The organism is Rhizobium sp. Leaf321 (genome assembly GCF_001423215.1).
GTDB lineage: Bacteria > Pseudomonadota > Alphaproteobacteria > Rhizobiales > Rhizobiaceae > Neorhizobium > Neorhizobium soli.
Genome location: NZ_LMOF01000006.1, coordinates 104,441 through 119,701, shown reverse-complemented (window position 1 = coordinate 119,701; position 15,261 = coordinate 104,441). Strand labels below are relative to the sequence as shown.

General features: G+C 59.9%; 18 protein-coding genes. 11 read left to right on the top strand and 7 right to left on the bottom strand.

Going from position 1 to position 15,261, the window contains the following annotated elements; genetic code table 11:
• Positions 1 to 21: 21 nt before the first annotated feature.
• The 7 genes from phnD to ASF70_RS06920 all read left to right on the top strand — a co-directional run bounded on the left by phnD (position 22) and on the right by ASF70_RS06920 (position 6,291).
• A complete protein-coding gene (gene phnD, locus ASF70_RS06950) occupies positions 22 to 927 on the top strand; it encodes a phosphonate ABC transporter substrate-binding protein (protein ID WP_062578625.1) in 906 nt (301 codons plus the stop codon).
• Positions 928 to 1,078: 151 nt separating this feature from the next.
• Positions 1,079 to 1,999, top strand: a complete 921-nt coding sequence (phnE, locus tag ASF70_RS06945; protein ID WP_062580097.1) for a phosphonate ABC transporter, permease protein PhnE — start codon at positions 1,079 to 1,081, stop codon at positions 1,997 to 1,999.
• Positions 1,999 to 3,351 (top strand): phosphonate ABC transporter, permease protein PhnE, encoded by a 1,353-nt coding sequence (phnE, locus tag ASF70_RS06940; protein WP_062578622.1) that lies wholly within the window; start codon positions 1,999 to 2,001, stop codon positions 3,349 to 3,351. The genes phnE (ASF70_RS06945) and phnE (ASF70_RS06940) overlap by 1 nt, the downstream gene beginning before the upstream one ends.
• 114 nt (positions 3,352 to 3,465) lie before the next feature.
• Positions 3,466 to 4,179, top strand: a complete 714-nt coding sequence (locus tag ASF70_RS06935) for a DUF1045 domain-containing protein (protein ID WP_062578620.1) — start codon at positions 3,466 to 3,468, stop codon at positions 4,177 to 4,179.
• Positions 4,176 to 5,315: an alpha-D-ribose 1-methylphosphonate 5-triphosphate diphosphatase gene (locus ASF70_RS06930; RefSeq protein WP_062578618.1), complete on the top strand. Its 1,140-nt coding sequence runs from the start codon at positions 4,176 to 4,178 to the stop codon at positions 5,313 to 5,315. The genes ASF70_RS06935 and ASF70_RS06930 overlap by 4 nt, the downstream gene beginning before the upstream one ends.
• Positions 5,315 to 5,908: a phosphonate metabolism protein/1,5-bisphosphokinase (PRPP-forming) PhnN gene (phnN, locus tag ASF70_RS06925; protein WP_062578616.1), complete on the top strand. Its 594-nt coding sequence runs from the start codon at positions 5,315 to 5,317 to the stop codon at positions 5,906 to 5,908. Before ASF70_RS06930 ends, phnN begins: the two co-directional genes overlap by 1 nt.
• 158 nt (positions 5,909 to 6,066) lie before the next feature.
• The gene (locus ASF70_RS06920) at positions 6,067 to 6,291 is read left to right on the top strand and encodes a hypothetical protein (RefSeq protein WP_062454169.1); all 225 of its coding nucleotides are present in this window, start codon (positions 6,067 to 6,069) and stop codon (positions 6,289 to 6,291) included.
• Positions 6,292 to 6,301: 10 nt separating this feature from the next.
• On the opposite strand, the gene polA is transcribed toward ASF70_RS06920, so the two are convergent.
• Complete coding sequence (gene polA, locus ASF70_RS06915; RefSeq protein ID WP_062578614.1) at positions 6,302 to 9,292, bottom strand: DNA polymerase I; 2,991 nt, start codon at positions 9,290 to 9,292, stop codon at positions 6,302 to 6,304.
• On the opposite strand from polA, the gene ASF70_RS24165 reads away from it, so the two are divergent.
• The 3 genes from ASF70_RS24165 to ASF70_RS06905 all read left to right on the top strand — a co-directional run bounded on the left by ASF70_RS24165 (position 9,230) and on the right by ASF70_RS06905 (position 11,685).
• A complete protein-coding gene (locus tag ASF70_RS24165; RefSeq protein WP_162237958.1) occupies positions 9,230 to 9,442 on the top strand; it encodes a hypothetical protein in 213 nt (70 codons plus the stop codon). The genes polA and ASF70_RS24165 overlap by 63 nt on opposite strands.
• Before the next feature lie 248 nt (positions 9,443 to 9,690).
• Positions 9,691 to 10,122: a MarR family transcriptional regulator gene (locus tag ASF70_RS06910; protein ID WP_062454171.1), complete on the top strand. Its 432-nt coding sequence runs from the start codon at positions 9,691 to 9,693 to the stop codon at positions 10,120 to 10,122.
• A 174-nt stretch (positions 10,123 to 10,296) separates the two neighbouring features.
• Positions 10,297 to 11,685: a dipeptidase gene (locus ASF70_RS06905; protein WP_062454172.1), complete on the top strand. Its 1,389-nt coding sequence runs from the start codon at positions 10,297 to 10,299 to the stop codon at positions 11,683 to 11,685.
• Positions 11,686 to 11,988: 303 nt separating this feature from the next.
• On the opposite strand, the gene ASF70_RS06900 is transcribed toward ASF70_RS06905, so the two are convergent.
• The gene (locus tag ASF70_RS06900) at positions 11,989 to 12,198 is read right to left on the bottom strand and encodes a cold-shock protein (RefSeq protein ID WP_062454173.1); all 210 of its coding nucleotides are present in this window, start codon (positions 12,196 to 12,198) and stop codon (positions 11,989 to 11,991) included.
• A 550-nt stretch (positions 12,199 to 12,748) separates the two neighbouring features.
• On the opposite strand from ASF70_RS06900, the gene ASF70_RS06895 reads away from it, so the two are divergent.
• Entirely contained in the window at positions 12,749 to 13,228 is a 480-nt protein-coding gene (locus ASF70_RS06895; RefSeq protein ID WP_062580095.1) for a YbaK/EbsC family protein, read from the top strand.
• Between the two features lie 15 nt (positions 13,229 to 13,243).
• On the opposite strand, the gene ASF70_RS06890 is transcribed toward ASF70_RS06895, so the two are convergent.
• The 5 genes from ASF70_RS06890 to ASF70_RS06875 all read right to left on the bottom strand — a co-directional run bounded on the left by ASF70_RS06890 (position 13,244) and on the right by ASF70_RS06875 (position 15,062).
• Positions 13,244 to 13,618, bottom strand: coding sequence for a hypothetical protein (locus ASF70_RS06890; protein ID WP_139283901.1), 375 nt, complete (start codon positions 13,616 to 13,618; stop codon positions 13,244 to 13,246).
• Positions 13,619 to 13,713: 95 nt separating this feature from the next.
• A complete protein-coding gene (locus ASF70_RS06885; protein WP_062454175.1) occupies positions 13,714 to 13,926 on the bottom strand; it encodes a hypothetical protein in 213 nt (70 codons plus the stop codon).
• 276 nt (positions 13,927 to 14,202) lie between these two features.
• Positions 14,203 to 14,400, bottom strand: a complete 198-nt coding sequence (locus ASF70_RS23565; RefSeq protein ID WP_062454176.1) for a hypothetical protein — start codon at positions 14,398 to 14,400, stop codon at positions 14,203 to 14,205.
• Positions 14,401 to 14,504: 104 nt separating this feature from the next.
• Complete coding sequence (locus ASF70_RS06880; protein WP_062454177.1) at positions 14,505 to 14,747, bottom strand: hypothetical protein; 243 nt, start codon at positions 14,745 to 14,747, stop codon at positions 14,505 to 14,507.
• Positions 14,748 to 14,858: 111 nt separating this feature from the next.
• Positions 14,859 to 15,062, bottom strand: coding sequence for a hypothetical protein (locus ASF70_RS06875; protein WP_062454178.1), 204 nt, complete (start codon positions 15,060 to 15,062; stop codon positions 14,859 to 14,861).
• Positions 15,063 to 15,261: the final 199 nt, after the last annotated feature.

Below are 15,261 nucleotides of genomic sequence, written 5' to 3'. Positions count from 1 at the left end.
ATCCGGAAACAGGAGATCACCATGTTCAGAAAAACTCTGCTTGCTGCCGCGACGCTCAGCCTGCTCGCCGGTTCCGCCCTTGCCCAGGACGTCAAGGTTCTGCGCATCGGTCTCGACGGCTCGGAAAACGAAGCCGACCAGATCCGTAACACCCAGTGCGTTGCCGATGGCCTGAAGGCTGCGACCGGCGTATCCGAAGTGAAGCTGTTCCCGTCGCCGAACTATAACGGCGTTATCCAGGGCCTGCTCGGCGGCACGATCGACATTGCTTCGATGGGTGCGGCTTCCTACGCAGCCATCGCGCTCAAGGACGACAAGGCTGTGGACCCGATCCTGACCTACACGGGTTCGGACGGCTCGAGCGGTTACTACTCGATCATGGTTGCCCGCAAGGACAGCGGCATCAAGACGCTGGCTGACCTGAAGGGCAAGAAGATCGGCTTCGCCGATCCGGATTCGACCTCGGGCTATCTCGTCCCGAATGTCGCGCTGCCGAAGGAAATCGGCATGCCGGTCAAGCAGTATTTCTCCGAAACCGGCTTTGGCGGCGGTCACGAGAACCTGGTTCTCGCAGTCCTCGACAAGAAGTTCGATGCCGGCACGACCTTCGGTTCGGGCGTTGGCAAGTGGGAAGAAGGCTATAGCGGCGGCAACCTGCACCAGATGGTCGCCAAGGGTAACCTCGACATGGACGATATCGTCCAGGTCTGGAAGTCGCCGCTGATCCCGAACGGTCCGCTGATGGTCTCCAACAAGGTTCCGGCCGACATGAAGGCCAAGGTCAAGGCCTTCTTCATGGAACTGCCGAAGAAGAACCTCGCCTGCTTCCAGTCCTTCACCCAGGGCAAGAACAAGGATTACATCGAAGTCAATCCGGCCTTCTACCAGACGATCGTCGACGCCCGTAAGTCCGTTATCGGCGGCTGATCATCCCTGAAAAAGACCTGGCGGCGGCATCTGCAGAAGGTGCCGCCGTTCTGCAACGAGAGACACGGGCATGGCGACGATCAGCAAACAGACGACCGGACATCTCGGCGGCGCTCCCGCTAGCAGACTGGGACCGGCGGCATCCCTGATGATGCAGCATTACCGGCAGCAGCTGCGAACCCGCCGCGTCTATACCGCTATTACGATTGGCGTGTTTCTGGTCGTGCTGTTCGCCTCGCTGAAATTCGCCAATGACGCCAATGCGGGCAAGTTCTTCGAACGCCTGCCCTATATGTTCGATTTCATTCGCAGCTTCGTGCCTGACAGCCCGATGGAAATCATCCGGGCGATGTTCGACCTTCCCTCCCCTTACGCCGACGGCTCGCTGAAATACGATTATACGGCCGATCGCCACTATATTACCGAAACGTTCTACATCCCGAATTTCTTCTACCAGCTGATCATCACCATCAATATTGCGCTGGTTTCGACGATCATCGGTTCCGCCATCGCCTTTGTGCTTTGCTTCTTCGCCTCCACCAATCTTGTCGGCGCCGGGCCTGTGCGTTTCGTCGTTCGCCGCTTCATGGAAATCCTGCGTGCCTTTCCGGAAATCGTCATTGCCGGGCTTCTGACGGCGATCCTGTCGATCGGGCCGATCGCAGCGATCATCGCGATCACCGTCCACACGATCGGCGCACTCGGAAAGCTGTTCTTCGAGGTGGTCGAGAATTCGGACATGAAGCCGGATGAGGGTTTGCGGGCCGCCGGTGCGTCCTGGGTGGAGCGCGTGCGCTTCGCGATCGTTCCGCAGGTGCTTCCGAATTTCGTCTCCTACACGCTGCTGCGCGCTGAGGTAAACGTGCGCGCCTCGACCATTATCGGTGCGGTCGGTGGCGGCGGTATCGGAGAGGTGTTTCGCCTGGCGATCGGTCGCGATCACGCAGCCAAGACCTATGCGATCATCATTCTGCTGCTCGTCAGCGTCATTGCGATCGACCAGTTTTCCTCCTGGCTTCGCCGCCGGCTGATCGGCCAGCAGTCCTTCGAACTTGGCAGGGGAGCAGCCTGATGCCTTCAGTACCTGCCATCAATGCATCCGACAGAGAGCGCCTGCGCGAAACCTATCCGCAGGTGTTTCAACGGTCCTTCCTGCAGCGCTACGGTCTGGTGATCGGCTCCGGACTGATCCTCGCCTATCTGGTTGCCTGCTTCTTCGCCTTCAACGTCGGTCCCGCCTTCAGGAATGGCCAGTGGGACCGAGCCTCGCTCTATCTCCAGGACTGGTATTCCTGGCGCGCCCAGCCGCGCCTGCGGTTCCAGGACGACGGCACCGTCAAGCCGCAGTGGTCAAGCCGTGGACAATATGCCGAAGGTTCTGACATTTCCTGGCTGAAGCCAACCGAAGGCGGCGGCTACCGCGTGACCTATGGCAGCGATGCGGACCGCCTTGATGTGACGCCCGGCCGGGTTGATGTCTATCTGAACGGCACGGTCTATCCGGTCATGATCGACAGCAATGCAGCGACGGCGCCAGCCGATGCGCCCGCGGCACTCCGCCAAGATGGAGCCAAGGTGCTGGTCGATTACGGCTTTGAGGGTCAGGCCGAAATCCGCCCGGCGCAGGTCTATGTGCAGCGTCGCTTCCTTGGTTGGGCAAACTTCCTGTTCGACACCAAGTCGGCATTCTGGGGCAAGAGCTGGGGCGAGCTTGCGCACCTTGCAACGATCGGCGAGCGGCTGGATCCGGAACGCTCGAACATCGGCCACATGCGCGACGACTTCCTTGGCAACAATGTCTGGCAGCATGCGGACATTCTGTCGAAACTGCTTCAGACGCTGGTCATGGCCTTTGTCGGCACGCTGCTCGGGACGCTGTTCGCCTTCCCGCTCGCCTTCATCGCGGCGCGCAACATTACCCGCAACCGGGCCGCCAACTGGGGCATGAAGCGCTTGTTCGACTTCCTACGCTCGGTCGACATGCTGATCTGGGCGCTGTTTTTCACCCGCTCCTTCGGCCCCGGACCGATCCCCGGTATCGCGGCGATCTTCTTCACGGATGCCGGTGCGCTCGGCAAGGTCTATTCGGAAGCGGTCGAGAATGTCGACGACAAGCAGCGCGAGGGTGTTAAATCGGTCGGCGCGCCCTCCGTCATCGTCAACCGCTTCGGCGTCGTGCCGCAGGTGTTGCCTGTTTTCATCTCCCAGTCGCTGTATTTCTGGGAATCCAACACCCGTTCGGCAACCGTCATCGGCGCCGTTGGTGCCGGCGGCATCGGCCTCAAACTGCTCGAAGCGATGGGTACCAACGCCGACTGGGACAAGGTTGCCTACATGGTTCTACTGATCCTGATGGTGGTCTTCCTGTTCGACAATGTGTCCAACGCGATCCGCTCACGTCTGATCGGTGGCCCGACACATTAAAAGGTTGCCGCATCATCATTCTGTCATGGAAATCTTTTAGCCGAAGGCTGTCTCGAGGCGCCACAGATGGTTAGTCTCGGGACGTCGCTTCCTTTCTGATTCCGGAACCATGCCTTGCGATATGCTCTCTACTTTTCGCCCGCAGCGGATCACCCGCTGACGAAGACCGCCTCCCGTTGGCTTGGCCGCGATGCCTTCAGCGGGGAGCGCTTCGAGACAGCGGTCGTGGATGGCATTCCCGAAGAGGATGTGCACGCGCTGACGGCCGACCCACGCCGCTACGCCTTTCATGCGACGCTGAAGGCGCCGTTCGAGCTTGCCGAGGGACGCAGCGAGGCTGAACTGATCGACGCTTTCGAGGCGTTTGCAGCGGAAACACCTGCATTCGACATTCCGAATGCCATCATCGGCCAGCTCGGGCGCTTCTTCGCTCTGGTGCCGGACCGGGTCTATCCCGAACTACAGGCCTTTGCCGCAAGCGTGGTCCAAGATTTCGAGCCGTTCCGCGCGCCGCTTTCGGATGCCGATATTGCCCGGCGCAAACCGGAGAACCTTTCACCCGAACACCGCGACAACCTGATGACCTGGGGCTACCCCTACGTGATGGACGAGTTCCGCTTTCACATGACGCTGACCGGACAGGTTCCGCCCGAACAGGCGCCTTCGATGCGAACGGCGCTTGAAACCAGATTTGCAGATTTTACCAACGCACCGCTCTCCATCAACGGAATTGCGCTCTTCACTGAGCGCGAGCGGGGCGCAGATTTTACAGTTCACCGCTGGCTGCCCCTGGCGCCCGCCTCCGATATCAGAAAGACGACCCCATGACCGTCGAGACCGTATTCACAAATGCCCGTATCGTGCTGGAGGACAGCATCGTGACCGGCTCCATCCAGATCCGGGACGGCAAGATCGCAGACATCTCCAGTGGCACGGCACAGGCTGGCGAGGACTTCGAGGGCGATTACCTGATCCCCGGGCTTGTCGAACTCCATACCGACCATCTGGAGCAGCACTATTCGCCGCGTCCGGGCGTGCGCTGGAATGCGACGGCGGCGATCCAGGCGCATGACGCACAGATCGCTTCTTCCGGCATCACCACCGTGTTCGACTGCCTGCGGATGGGATCGGACGAGGATGGCGGCTTCGAGCAGGGCGAGATGCGGGCCATGGCAGACGCCATCCAGGCCGCCGAGCGCCAGGGCCGCCTTCGGTCCGAGCATCTTATCCACCTTCGCTGCGAAGTTTCGGCCGACAATGTGCTCGATCACTTCGCCGATTTTGCCAACGACCCTTATGTCAGGCTCGTTTCGCTGATGGACCATGCTCCGGGCCAGCGGCAGTTCCAGACGATGGACCAGTACATTTTCTACTACCAGAAGAAGCGCGGGCTTTCCGACGAGGCCTTCAAGATCTTCATCGAAAAGCGCGTCGAGGAGTCCGAGCGCAATTCGACGCCGCACCGCATCGCCATCGCGAAGGTCTGCGCCGATAACGGCATTACGGTTGCCAGCCATGACGATGCGACGCTTGCGCATGTGGACGAGGCGATCGGCAACGGTGTGAAGCTCGCCGAATTCCCGACCAGTCTCGATGCCGCCAAGGCCTCGCACCAGGCCGGCATGAGCGTGCTGATGGGCGCGCCCAATATCGTGCGGGGCAAGTCGCATTCCGGCAATATTGCCGCCCGCGATCTGGCTGAGAAAGACGTGCTCGACGTGCTTTCGTCCGACTACGTGCCACTCAGCCTGCTCTACGCGCCGTTCATCCTGGCAGACGAGGTCGACAGCATCTCGCTGCCGAAGGCGATAGCCATGGTGAGTGCGACGCCTGCCCGCACCGTCGGCCTCGACGATCGCGGCCGGATCGCCACCGGCCTGCGCGCCGATCTGGTCCGGGTTCATCGTCCGGAGGGCGTGCCGGTGGCGCGTGCCGTCTGGCGCGAAGGTCGGCGGGTCGCCTGATGGACGGCTGCCCGACAGATAGCGACAGTGGCAAAAGCGGCGTGATCGTCGTCGTGGTTGGACCGAGCGGTGCAGGCAAGGACACGCTGATGGCGGAGGCTGCGCGGCATTTTGCGGATCGTGACGACGTGGTGTTTGCCCGCCGCACAATCACCCGGAACCCGGCTTCCGGCGGCGAGGACCACGACGGCGTCTCGGAGGACGAGTTCGCTGCGATGGAAAAAGCCGGACGCTTTGCCGTGTCCTGGAATGCGCATGGGCTATCCTATGGCATTCCCAAGGATACGCTCGATGCTGTCGAAGATGGCCGTCTGGTCATCGCCAATGGCTCCCGTTCGGCGCTTGCACACTTCCACTCAGCGTATCCGGCCATGCTGGTCATCAACGTCATTGCCTCGCGCGACGTGCTGGCCGCGCGGCTCGAAGCGCGGGGACGGGAATGCCGCGAGGACATCCTGCGGCGTCTCGAGCGCGGCTCCCTCACTGTCGATGGCGACTATTCGGTCGTAACGATCGACAACAGCGGGTCCCTGAGCGAAGCCGCCCAGACACTGATCGACACGCTGGAACGACGTCTTTTCCGGCGCGTGTGATTTTGCGACTATCTTCACGACGGGCACTTTACAGTCCCGATTTTGCCTCTATGTGGACTTTCTAACATAAGGGGCGCAGCATGGACCAAACGCGAAGGCTTGATGACTTAAACGACGTGGATGCTGCGGGAACGGCAAGGCTCAATTTGGAAGCCCGGATGACCGTGCTCGAGATCGTGTCCATCACCTCGCTCGCCATGGCGCTGGATACCTCCGAAAACGCGAATGTTGATCATGCCAAGGGCATTGCCAGCCTGATCCTCGACACCGTCCACCACCGCTGTCGTGAACTGGGCATGACGGATGAAGGCAGCCAGTCGGCGCACCGATACGCCGACGAGCTGCTATCGACAGCTCTTTTGTCTCTTTACCCCAACGGCTGATCAAGCCAGATCAGTGCGCCTCGTCCCAGTTCGCGGCGGCGCGCGCGTCCACTTTCAGCGGCACCCGCATCGAGACAGCCGGCATTGTCGCCTCTTCCATGGTCGATACGATCAGAGGGATCGCTTCTTCGATCGCCGCATCTTCGACTTCGAAGATCAGTTCGTCATGCACTTGCAGCAGCATGCGGACCTTTTCGTCGAGACCGGCCTTCTTCAGGGCAGGCTCCATCCCGATCATCGCACGGCGGATGACATCAGCGGCCGACCCCTGGATCGGGGCGTTGATGGCAGCGCGTTCATTGAAGGCGCGCATCGATGGGTTGGACGACTTGATATCGGGATAATGGGAGCGACGGCCGAAGATCGTTTCCACATAACCATGCTCACGGGCAAAGGCCTTCGTCTGCTCCATGTAGTCCTTGATACCGGGAAAGCGCTCGAAATACCGCTTGATGTAATCGCCTGCTTCCGAGCGATCGATAGACAGCTGGTTGGCAAGACCAAAAGCGGAAATTCCGTAGATGATGCCGAAGTTGATCGCCTTTGCGCGGCGACGGACCTCACTCGACATGCCCTCGACCGGCACGCCGAACATTTCCGATGCGGTCATCGCGTGAATATCGATGCCATCCGCGAAGGCCTGACGCAGCTGCGGAATGTCGGCGACGTGGGCGAGGACGCGCAGCTCGATCTGGCTGTAATCCGCGGAGAGAAGCTTGTGGCCGGGGGTCGCGATGAATGCGGTGCGGATCTTGCGGCCTTCGGCATTGCGGACCGGGATGTTCTGAAGGTTGGGTTCCGACGAGGAAAGACGCCCGGTCGTGGTCGACGCCAGCGAATAGGACGTGTGGACGCGCTTGGTCTGCGGATGGACGTAGCCTGGAAGCGCATCGGTGTAGGTGGATTTCAGCTTTGTCAGCTGGCGCCAGTCGACGATCTTGCGCGGCAGATCGTGACCAGTCGCGGCCAGATCCTCCAGCACGCTTGCCGAAGTCGACCACTGGCCGGTCTTGGTCTTGGCACCGCCGGGCAGGCCCATCTTGCCGAACAGGATATCGCCGAGTTGCTTGGGAGAGCCGATGGTGAATTTCTCGCCGGCGAGCGCATAGATCTCGTCTTCGAAGGCCGCCGCCTTCTGCGCAAGCTCGCCGGAAAGGCGCGACAGGATCTGCCGATCGATAGTGATGCCGCGTTCTTCCATATCGGCGAGAACAGAGACCAGCGGTCGCTCGAGCCGTTCGTAGACGCGTGTTAGGCCCGCTGCGGCGAGCTGCGGTTTCAGCACCATCCAGAGACGCAGCGTGACATCCGCGTCCTCGGCCGCATAGGCAGTCGCCTTCTCGATATCGACGTAATCGAACGTCACCCCGCTCTTGCCGGAACCGGCAACATCCTTGAAAGCGATCGGCTTATGATTGAGCCAGCGTTCGGACAATGCGTCCATGCCGTGGTTGGCCTTTCCGGCCTCCAGCACGTAGGACATCAGCATCGTATCGTCATGGGCCTGGACGGTTATGCCGTGCCGCTTCATGACGAGGTAATCGAACTTGAGGTTCTGCGCGACCTTGAGGACGGTCGGATCTTCCAGCAGCGGCTTCAGGCGATCCAGCGCTTCGCGGCTGGCCATCTGGTTTTCGGCCAGACCGCCGCCTAGGAGATCGCCGACACCGGTCTTGTGGGTGAGCGGGACATAGGCGGCGCGGACTTCGAGACCGGACGGGCTGTCGGTATTGTCGGCGATCGCCAGCGAGAAGCCGACCAGTTCGGCCTGCATCGGGTCGAGCGAGTTCGTCTCCGTGTCGAAGGCGACGAAACCGGTCTCGCGCGCCGCGCGGATCCAGTCATCAAGCACTTCCACATCGCGGATCGTGACGTAGTTTTCCATATCGAGCTTGGCCTGCCCGAATGCGGCGATACGAGCTTCGGCAAAGGAGGCTGGCGTCGCTTCGCCGGTTACCTTTGCGACCGTCGAAACCGCTCGCTCGACCGGCGCCGCGGCTGCGGTCTCTCCCGTGTCGGCCTTCGCCGCCTCGCCCGCATCGAGGTCTGGACCGTGGGCGGCATCGCCCCATTCGACCTCGACATCCGCCGCTTCGATTTCATCGGCGTTGCAGTCGCAGGCTGTGGCAACCCTTCGCGTCAACGTTCCGAAGTTCATGGCCTTGAGGAAGCCGATCAGCTTTGGTCCGTTCTGGGGTTCGAGAACCAGCGCATCGAGTTCGAGCTCCAGGGGTACATCGGTGCGCAGCTCCACCAGTCGCCTCGACAGGCGCGCCTGCTCGGCAAAGGCGATGATGCTTTCGCGGCGCTTGACCTGCTTGATCTCTCCGGCGCGGGAAAGAAGCGTTTCGAGATCGCCGAACTCTTCCAAAAGCTGCGCTGCCGTCTTCGGCCCGATGCCCGGAATACCCGGCACGTTGTCGACCGAATCGCCGACCAGAGCCTGGAGATCGATCATCTTTTCAGGCGCTACCCCCCACTTTTCGACGACGTCGGGCACGCTGATCTGCTTGTCCTTCATGCTGTCGTACATGTGGACCATCGGCGTCACCAGCTGCATCAGATCCTTGTCGGAGGACACGATGGTGACGTCGGCGCCGGTCGCTTCGGCCTGGCGGGCATAGGTGGCAATGATGTCATCCGCCTCGAACCCCTCCGTCTCGATGCAGGGCAGGTTGAAGGCGCGGGTCGCCTGGCGGATCAGACCGAACTGCGGAACGAGCTCTTCCGGCGGCGCGGACCGGTTGGCTTTGTACGCATCGTAGATCTCCTTGCGGAAGGTCTTTGAGGAATAGTCGAAAATGACGGCGAAATGCGTCGGCGTGACGCCGACAGACGTATCGCGCGCATCGGTCAGAAGCTTCCACAACATGTTGCAGAACCCCGACACGGCGCCCACCGGCAGCCCGTCTGATTTGCGGGTGAGCGGGGGCAATGCATGAAACGCCCGGAAGATGAAACCGGAGCCGTCGATGAGGAAGAGATGATCGCCTTTTTTCATGGGGATGGAATACCCCGAGGCATCTTCGGCGTCCACGAAAAGTTCGCCGGCAGCGCCACCGAACGCTCACCGCAACGTTACCGATTTGTAATAGACCAATCCCTTGAAAAGCCGCATTTCGCCGCACATTTCAAGCTTACCGGCGATTGATCACGCCGCAGTCTGGCACCCGGCTTGCCCCCTGCCGCGTCAGACCGGACAAAGGCTCACCCCCCTCTCCGGGCCTTTGTTCTTCTATCATGCCGCCACGACCGCTCCCCTCCCGGTCGTGGCGGTTTTTGTTTGCGGCTCACAGCATCTAGCGAAGCGTTGCAGGGTTGGCGAAAGCACGGCGTGCGATATATCCTTCCGGGCAAGGTCTGTTTGGACTTTCAACCGGGAAGCAAGATACCGAAGCCATGGCATTCGATCGCTCTCATTCCGCAACCTATCTCGCCAACCAGCTTGCGAAGGGTTTTGCGCGATCCCTGCAACAGCGCTCAAGCAGCCTCGGCTTTTCCCCGGGCCAGTTTCCCGTTCTCCTGGAACTCTGGCAGCAGGATGGCCTTACCCAGAAGCAACTCCTGGACAAGCTCGAGGTGGAGCAGGCGACGGTCGCCAATACGCTCGCGCGGATGCAGCGCGACGGTCTCATCGAGCGCATCCCCCATCCTGACGACAAGCGGGCAAAGATCATTACCCTGACGGCGCTTGGCCGCAGCCTGGAGGCCCGTGCGGTGGAGGCGGCAGCGGAAGCCGACGCGGCCCTGTTTTCCGGGTTCAAGCGATTCGAGCGTGACCTGATGATCGAATACATGCGGATGATTTTGGAGAACGCCCGCAAGCTCTAGGGGGCGCCAGAGACTTGTCAGTGCAAGGTTGCAGTCGACGTTACTGCCCGCTAGTTGTCCTGCACCAATCAGCCTTTTCCATTGTACGGTGACATAAAGGCTTGCTAGTTTCCGGAACGAGCGTCGCAAGCCACGTCTACAGCGGCGCCGAGCATCCACACACAGGATATTGTTATGACCGAACTTTCCCCCGTTCTTGACCGTGCCGATCAGAACCTCAGCGCCAGCATCGATCGGATGTTCGATCTCGTGCGCATCAAGTCCATCTCGACTGATCCGGCCTTCAAGGACGATTGCCGCAAAGCTGCTGAGTGGCTTGTCCAGGAATTGACGACGCTGGGCTTCGAAGCGTCCTTGCGCGACACCCCCGGTCATCCGATGGTGGTCGGTCATCACGCGGGAGCAACGCCGGATGCGCCGCACGTTCTGTTCTACGGTCACTACGACGTGCAGCCGGTTGATCCGATCGAGCTCTGGGAAGATGATCCCTTCGATCCGAAGCTGAAGGAGCTCCCGGGTGGCCGCAAGATCATGACCGGACGCGGGACATCCGACGACAAGGGCCAGTTGCTGACCTTCGTCGAAGCCTGCCGCGCCTACAAGGACGTGCATGGCGCGCTGCCGATCCGCATCACCATCCTGTTTGAGGGCGAGGAAGAATCCGGTTCGCCGTCGCTGAAGCCTTTCCTCGAAGCCAATGCCGAAGAGCTCAAGGCCGACTTCGCCCTGGTCTGCGATACGGGCATGTGGGACACCGACACACCGGCAATCGCTGCCGCCCTTCGCGGCCTGGTCGGCGAAGAGATCACTGTCACCGCTGCCGATCGCGACCTGCATTCCGGCCTTTACGGCGGTGCTGCCGCAAACCCGATCCACATTCTCACCGGTATCATCGCCGGCCTTCGCGACGACACAGGCCGCATCACCCTTGAGGGTTTCTACGACGGCGTCGAGGAAACGCCTGAAAACATCAAGGCAAGCTGGGAGACGCTTGGTCGCTCGGCCGAAAAGTTCCTCGGCGAAATCGGGCTCTCAGAGCCGGCCGGCGAAAAGGGCCGTTCGGTTCTGGAAATGACCTGGGCCCGACCGACCTGCGAGGTCAACGGGATTTGGGGTGGCTATACCGGCGATGGCTTCAAGACCGTGATTGCAGCCAAGGCTTCGGCAAAGATCTCGTTCCGCCTCGTCGGCACGCAGGACCCGGACAAGATCCGCGACGCGTTCCGCGCCTATGTGACATCCAAGATCCCGGCGGACTGCAACGTCGAGTTCCACCCGCATGGTGGCTCGCCTGCGATCCAGCTTTCCTACGACTCACCGGCCCTGACCAAGGCCAAGAGTGCGCTTTCGGACGAATGGGCAAATCCAGCCGTCATCATCGGCATGGGCGGCTCCATTCCGATCGTTGGCGATTTCCAGAAGATGCTCGGAATGGATAGTCTGCTGGTCGGCTTCGGACTCAATGACGACCGGATCCACTCGCCGAACGAGAAGTATGACCTGAAGTCCTACCACAAGGGGATCAGGTCCTGGGTCCGGATCATCACGGCCCTCGCAAAGTGAGGGCATCGGCGGGGCGCAGCAGACAGCGCCTTTGCCGATACACGTCCAACTCATACGAAACGAAAAAGGTCGGGCTAGCCCGACCTTTCTGATCCCAATCACAAGTGCCAGTACATCCGTGGTCACTCTTATGGGCATGCAATGCGAAACAGCCGCCGTCGACGACATTGGCTCTAATGTTCATCGTCTCGCTAATTGGTTAATATTTGGTTAACGGCGCTCTGTGCCCTGCTCGAAAGGCATCGTCGGAACGCAAAAAGGCCGGTCGATGACCGGCCTTCATAAATAAATGAAACGGGTATCTTAGACGGCGCGGAGGCTGTCAGCCGATTCCTTGCCGGAACGGCGGTCGGTCGTCAGTTCGAAGCCGATCTTCTGACCGTCCTGCAGCTGGCCGAGGCCTGCGCGCTCGACCGCGGTGACGTGAACGAAAACGTCCTTGCCACCGTCGTCAGGGGTGATGAAGCCGTAGCCCTTGGTTGCGTTGAACCATTTTACAGTACCAGTCGCCATAACGATGCCTTTCTCTTGCAAATGACCGACTGCCCCGTTCGGAATTTCCCGGGGCGTTTGTGTTTCGTATTTGAAGAAAGATCGTCGCAGGCGGGGCAGTTTAGCCACGTGCTGGCTTGTCAAACAAATATCGATGCAGAGGATTTAAGGTCTGGCCGTTTTGGCGTCAAGCCTGCAGGACCGGGCGCAAATCGATCGATCCAGACGCGATCGTGGTGCCCTGCATCCGCTACATCGACGCAAGTTCTTGGAGTTGCGGGCCTTTTCGAGAGCTTCAGGCGCTTAAGATATCTCATCGCTCCAGCCCCTCAGAAAACAGAAAAGCCCGACGCGGGAGGAGGTGCGTCGGGCTTCTGAAACTGGCCAACAACTGGGAGGAGGAGTGTTGCCGGCCCCATCGGGGACGCTGGGAGGAGGAGTGCGTCCGTCGATGATTTAAAAATACAGCGGAAACGCACAAAAAACAGACGTAATTTCGCACCGCAGCATTGCAAGAATTGCATGCCTCGCGAGACTTGCCCGCTGGATGCGCTTCGGTCATGCTGCACCCATGAGCCTTGAATCCGTACGCAGCTTTTTCGCGACCCACGCGCCTGACATCGAGATCATCGAGACCGAACAGAGTGCGGCGACCGTTCCGCTTGCAGCACTCGCGCATGGCGTCGATCCTGACCAGATCGCGAAGACAATCTGCCTGCGAGCGGGCGACGTCATGCTGTTGGTCGTAATGTCGGGAAACAGTCGCATCGACAATAAGAAGTTCAGGTCGGTCTTCAGCGCCAAACCGCGGATGCTGTCCGGCGATGAGGTCATGGCAGCAACTGGCCATCCGATCGGAGGGGTATGCCCGTTTGGTCTTGCGACTGAGCTCCAGGTCTATTGCGACCTTTCGCTAAGGGATTACCCTGAGGTCGTGCCCGCAGCTGGAGCAACGAATGCTGCGATCAGGATAGACCCGGAACGACTTGCAGAACTCACCAAGGCCTTCTGGATCGACTGCGCCAGCCGAACGGATAGTTCGGCCGGCTAGACGGATAAGGTATTCTTAGAAGCGGTCGTTGATGTAACGCTGATACCAGGCCTGCTTGCTGTCGACGGACGCGTTGGCGACGAGATAGCCGATCGCAAAGCCGATACCGCCAATCAGGGTGATCAGGGTCGTGGTTGCTGCAGGATGCTCGCGGACAGTGGCGGCCACGGAATTTGCTTCTTCCGAAACGTAGCTTGCGGCATCGGACGCGCGGCTTGCAACGCGGTCATAAGCAACGCTGCCTTTTTCTGCCAACAGATCACGCAAATTGGCGATCTCGGACTTGAGGCTGGCGATCTCGGAATTAAATGCCGAATTTTCGCTCGGCACATGATCGAAGGATGGCGACTGGGATTCGGTTGGCTTCAGGCTCTTTACGGATTCTGCCATTTTGGCCTCCTGTCTGTTGTTGATCGAGAGCACGGTCAACTTTCGAAGACAGGATATGTTCCTTGAATGGCCCGAATGTCTGTTCGACCCGGAATCTACCGCGCCTTGGCGAGAGTTTCCGCCAATGCAGCCAGTTTCTCTTTTTCGTCGGCGCCCTTTTGAAGCGAGTTGACGAGAATGAGCGCCAGTGCTTCTGCATCTGGACTGCTTTTATCGATGTGGTGCTCGGAGCAGGTCTCGTCGAAGACTTGCTGCAATAGGTTGAGCTGGCCGGAACTGACCGGCTTGCGGATAAGCTGACTTGGCATTTGCCCCTCACGTGCGGATGGCGAGGCTCCTCCCCATACCCCTGGGAGCCGCGATCAGGCTAAAAGACTTATCCGCTTGCAGCCTCCAAACCTCAGCGAAGGAAACGAGTGGATGCAGCCGGCAGTGTGAGATCTGACTAATTGAATAGCAATAACAAGATCGCACGGGTGCAATTTAGGGGGTTATTAACAATAGCCACACCCTTATCGCGAGCCACGCCGCCCAGCGCGCTTGTCACCGGACGGCGTAGATCATCAATTTCTTCGGACCACGAATCAGGCAGCGCCTGCCGGGTCTCCCGTCGGCATCAGAGCCGGCTCCAATGTGGGATCCTGCGGGTTTTTCGTATCCCCCGGATCCTGCGTCGGGGTCAGCGGCGGCTTTTCCTGCGTGCGGTCGGGCACTCCGCCAGTCCCCACGGGACCACGGGGAGTCTCGACGCCGGGAGTTGGCAATGGGTCACGATTCGGCATGAATGCCTCCTTTGTCTCCGGGTAGGTCTAGAGGAAACGGCTATAACCAATGATTGTTCCGGTCCGCTCATCGGGCAGGGCTAGCGCTGCACGCGGATCGCGGGTCAAAGCCAGCGTTGCCTGTCGTGGGGCCGGGACGAAACGCCTAGCAGATAACCGAGTAGAAATGCCGCCACGCCGATGGATGCGGCAACGGATGCAGTAGCGGCCGGGTGATCCACAGCATGCGCTGCGACCATTCCCGCTTCGTCCTTCACCTTCGCGGCTGTGGATTTTGCTTTTTCAACGACGCCCGTTTCAGGGTCGATATCACCGGTGAAGCCGACATTGAGTGGTTTTCTCGCCATGGTCATCTCCTTTTGAAGACAATCCACGGGCCGGAATGAAGTTCCGTCCGCAAGACGCGACTGGGCATGCAGCGCCGCCGTAGCGGGTTTGCGGGCAAGGCCACCGAGCTTCTACATGAGCTGCAACTTCGACAGCGCCTCTCGCGTCAGAAACACATCGGTCTTTCCAGCCTCATAGGCCGGATGACTGAATTCAAACATGCCGCTGGAAAAGACACCGTTATGTGGCATCTCGAGCGCCTGCTTGACGCTAACGAGACCGACCGGAACACGCCGGTCGCCATTGATGACCACAGCCTCAACGATCCTGTTCATGCACTCCCCTCCTCCAAGGTGGAACTCAAACCGATCCGACAGGCAAATTACCGTATATAGAAAGCAACTGTTTTACGTAGAAATCCAGCCTTTTTTAGGCGGCACTCATATTAAATAGCGTCCGATCGGATTTTACATCTCCTTAAATCGCCGCATTTACACTGCAGCGAGATAACTCGGGCGACAATTTGTGAGAACA

Coding starts and splice junctions, on each gene's coding strand:
- ASF70_RS24165 (WP_162237958.1), top strand. CDS start 9,230: ATGAAACGCCCGGAAGATGAAACCGGAGCCGTCGATGAGGAAGAGATG.
- polA (WP_062578614.1), bottom strand. CDS start 9,292: ATGAAAAAAGGCGATCATCTCTTCCTCATCGACGGCTCCGGTTTCATC.
- ASF70_RS06920 (WP_062454169.1), top strand. CDS start 6,067: ATGACCGTGCTCGAGATCGTGTCCATCACCTCGCTCGCCATGGCGCTG.
- ASF70_RS06930 (WP_062578618.1), top strand. CDS start 4,176: ATGACCGTCGAGACCGTATTCACAAATGCCCGTATCGTGCTGGAGGAC.
- phnE (WP_062580097.1), top strand. CDS start 1,079: ATGCAGCATTACCGGCAGCAGCTGCGAACCCGCCGCGTCTATACCGCT.
- phnN (WP_062578616.1), top strand. CDS start 5,315: ATGGACGGCTGCCCGACAGATAGCGACAGTGGCAAAAGCGGCGTGATC.
- ASF70_RS06885 (WP_062454175.1), bottom strand. CDS start 13,926: ATGCCAAGTCAGCTTATCCGCAAGCCGGTCAGTTCCGGCCAGCTCAAC.
- ASF70_RS06890 (WP_139283901.1), bottom strand. CDS start 13,618: ATGGCAGAATCCGTAAAGAGCCTGAAGCCAACCGAATCCCAGTCGCCA.
- ASF70_RS06880 (WP_062454177.1), bottom strand. CDS start 14,747: ATGGCGAGAAAACCACTCAATGTCGGCTTCACCGGTGATATCGACCCT.
- phnD (WP_062578625.1), top strand. CDS start 22: ATGTTCAGAAAAACTCTGCTTGCTGCCGCGACGCTCAGCCTGCTCGCC.
- ASF70_RS06905 (WP_062454172.1), top strand. CDS start 10,297: ATGACCGAACTTTCCCCCGTTCTTGACCGTGCCGATCAGAACCTCAGC.
- ASF70_RS23565 (WP_062454176.1), bottom strand. CDS start 14,400: ATGCCGAATCGTGACCCATTGCCAACTCCCGGCGTCGAGACTCCCCGT.
- phnE (WP_062578622.1), top strand. CDS start 1,999: ATGCCTTCAGTACCTGCCATCAATGCATCCGACAGAGAGCGCCTGCGC.
- ASF70_RS06875 (WP_062454178.1), bottom strand. CDS start 15,062: ATGAACAGGATCGTTGAGGCTGTGGTCATCAATGGCGACCGGCGTGTT.
- ASF70_RS06910 (WP_062454171.1), top strand. CDS start 9,691: ATGGCATTCGATCGCTCTCATTCCGCAACCTATCTCGCCAACCAGCTT.
- ASF70_RS06900 (WP_062454173.1), bottom strand. CDS start 12,198: ATGGCGACTGGTACTGTAAAATGGTTCAACGCAACCAAGGGCTACGGC.
- ASF70_RS06895 (WP_062580095.1), top strand. CDS start 12,749: ATGAGCCTTGAATCCGTACGCAGCTTTTTCGCGACCCACGCGCCTGAC.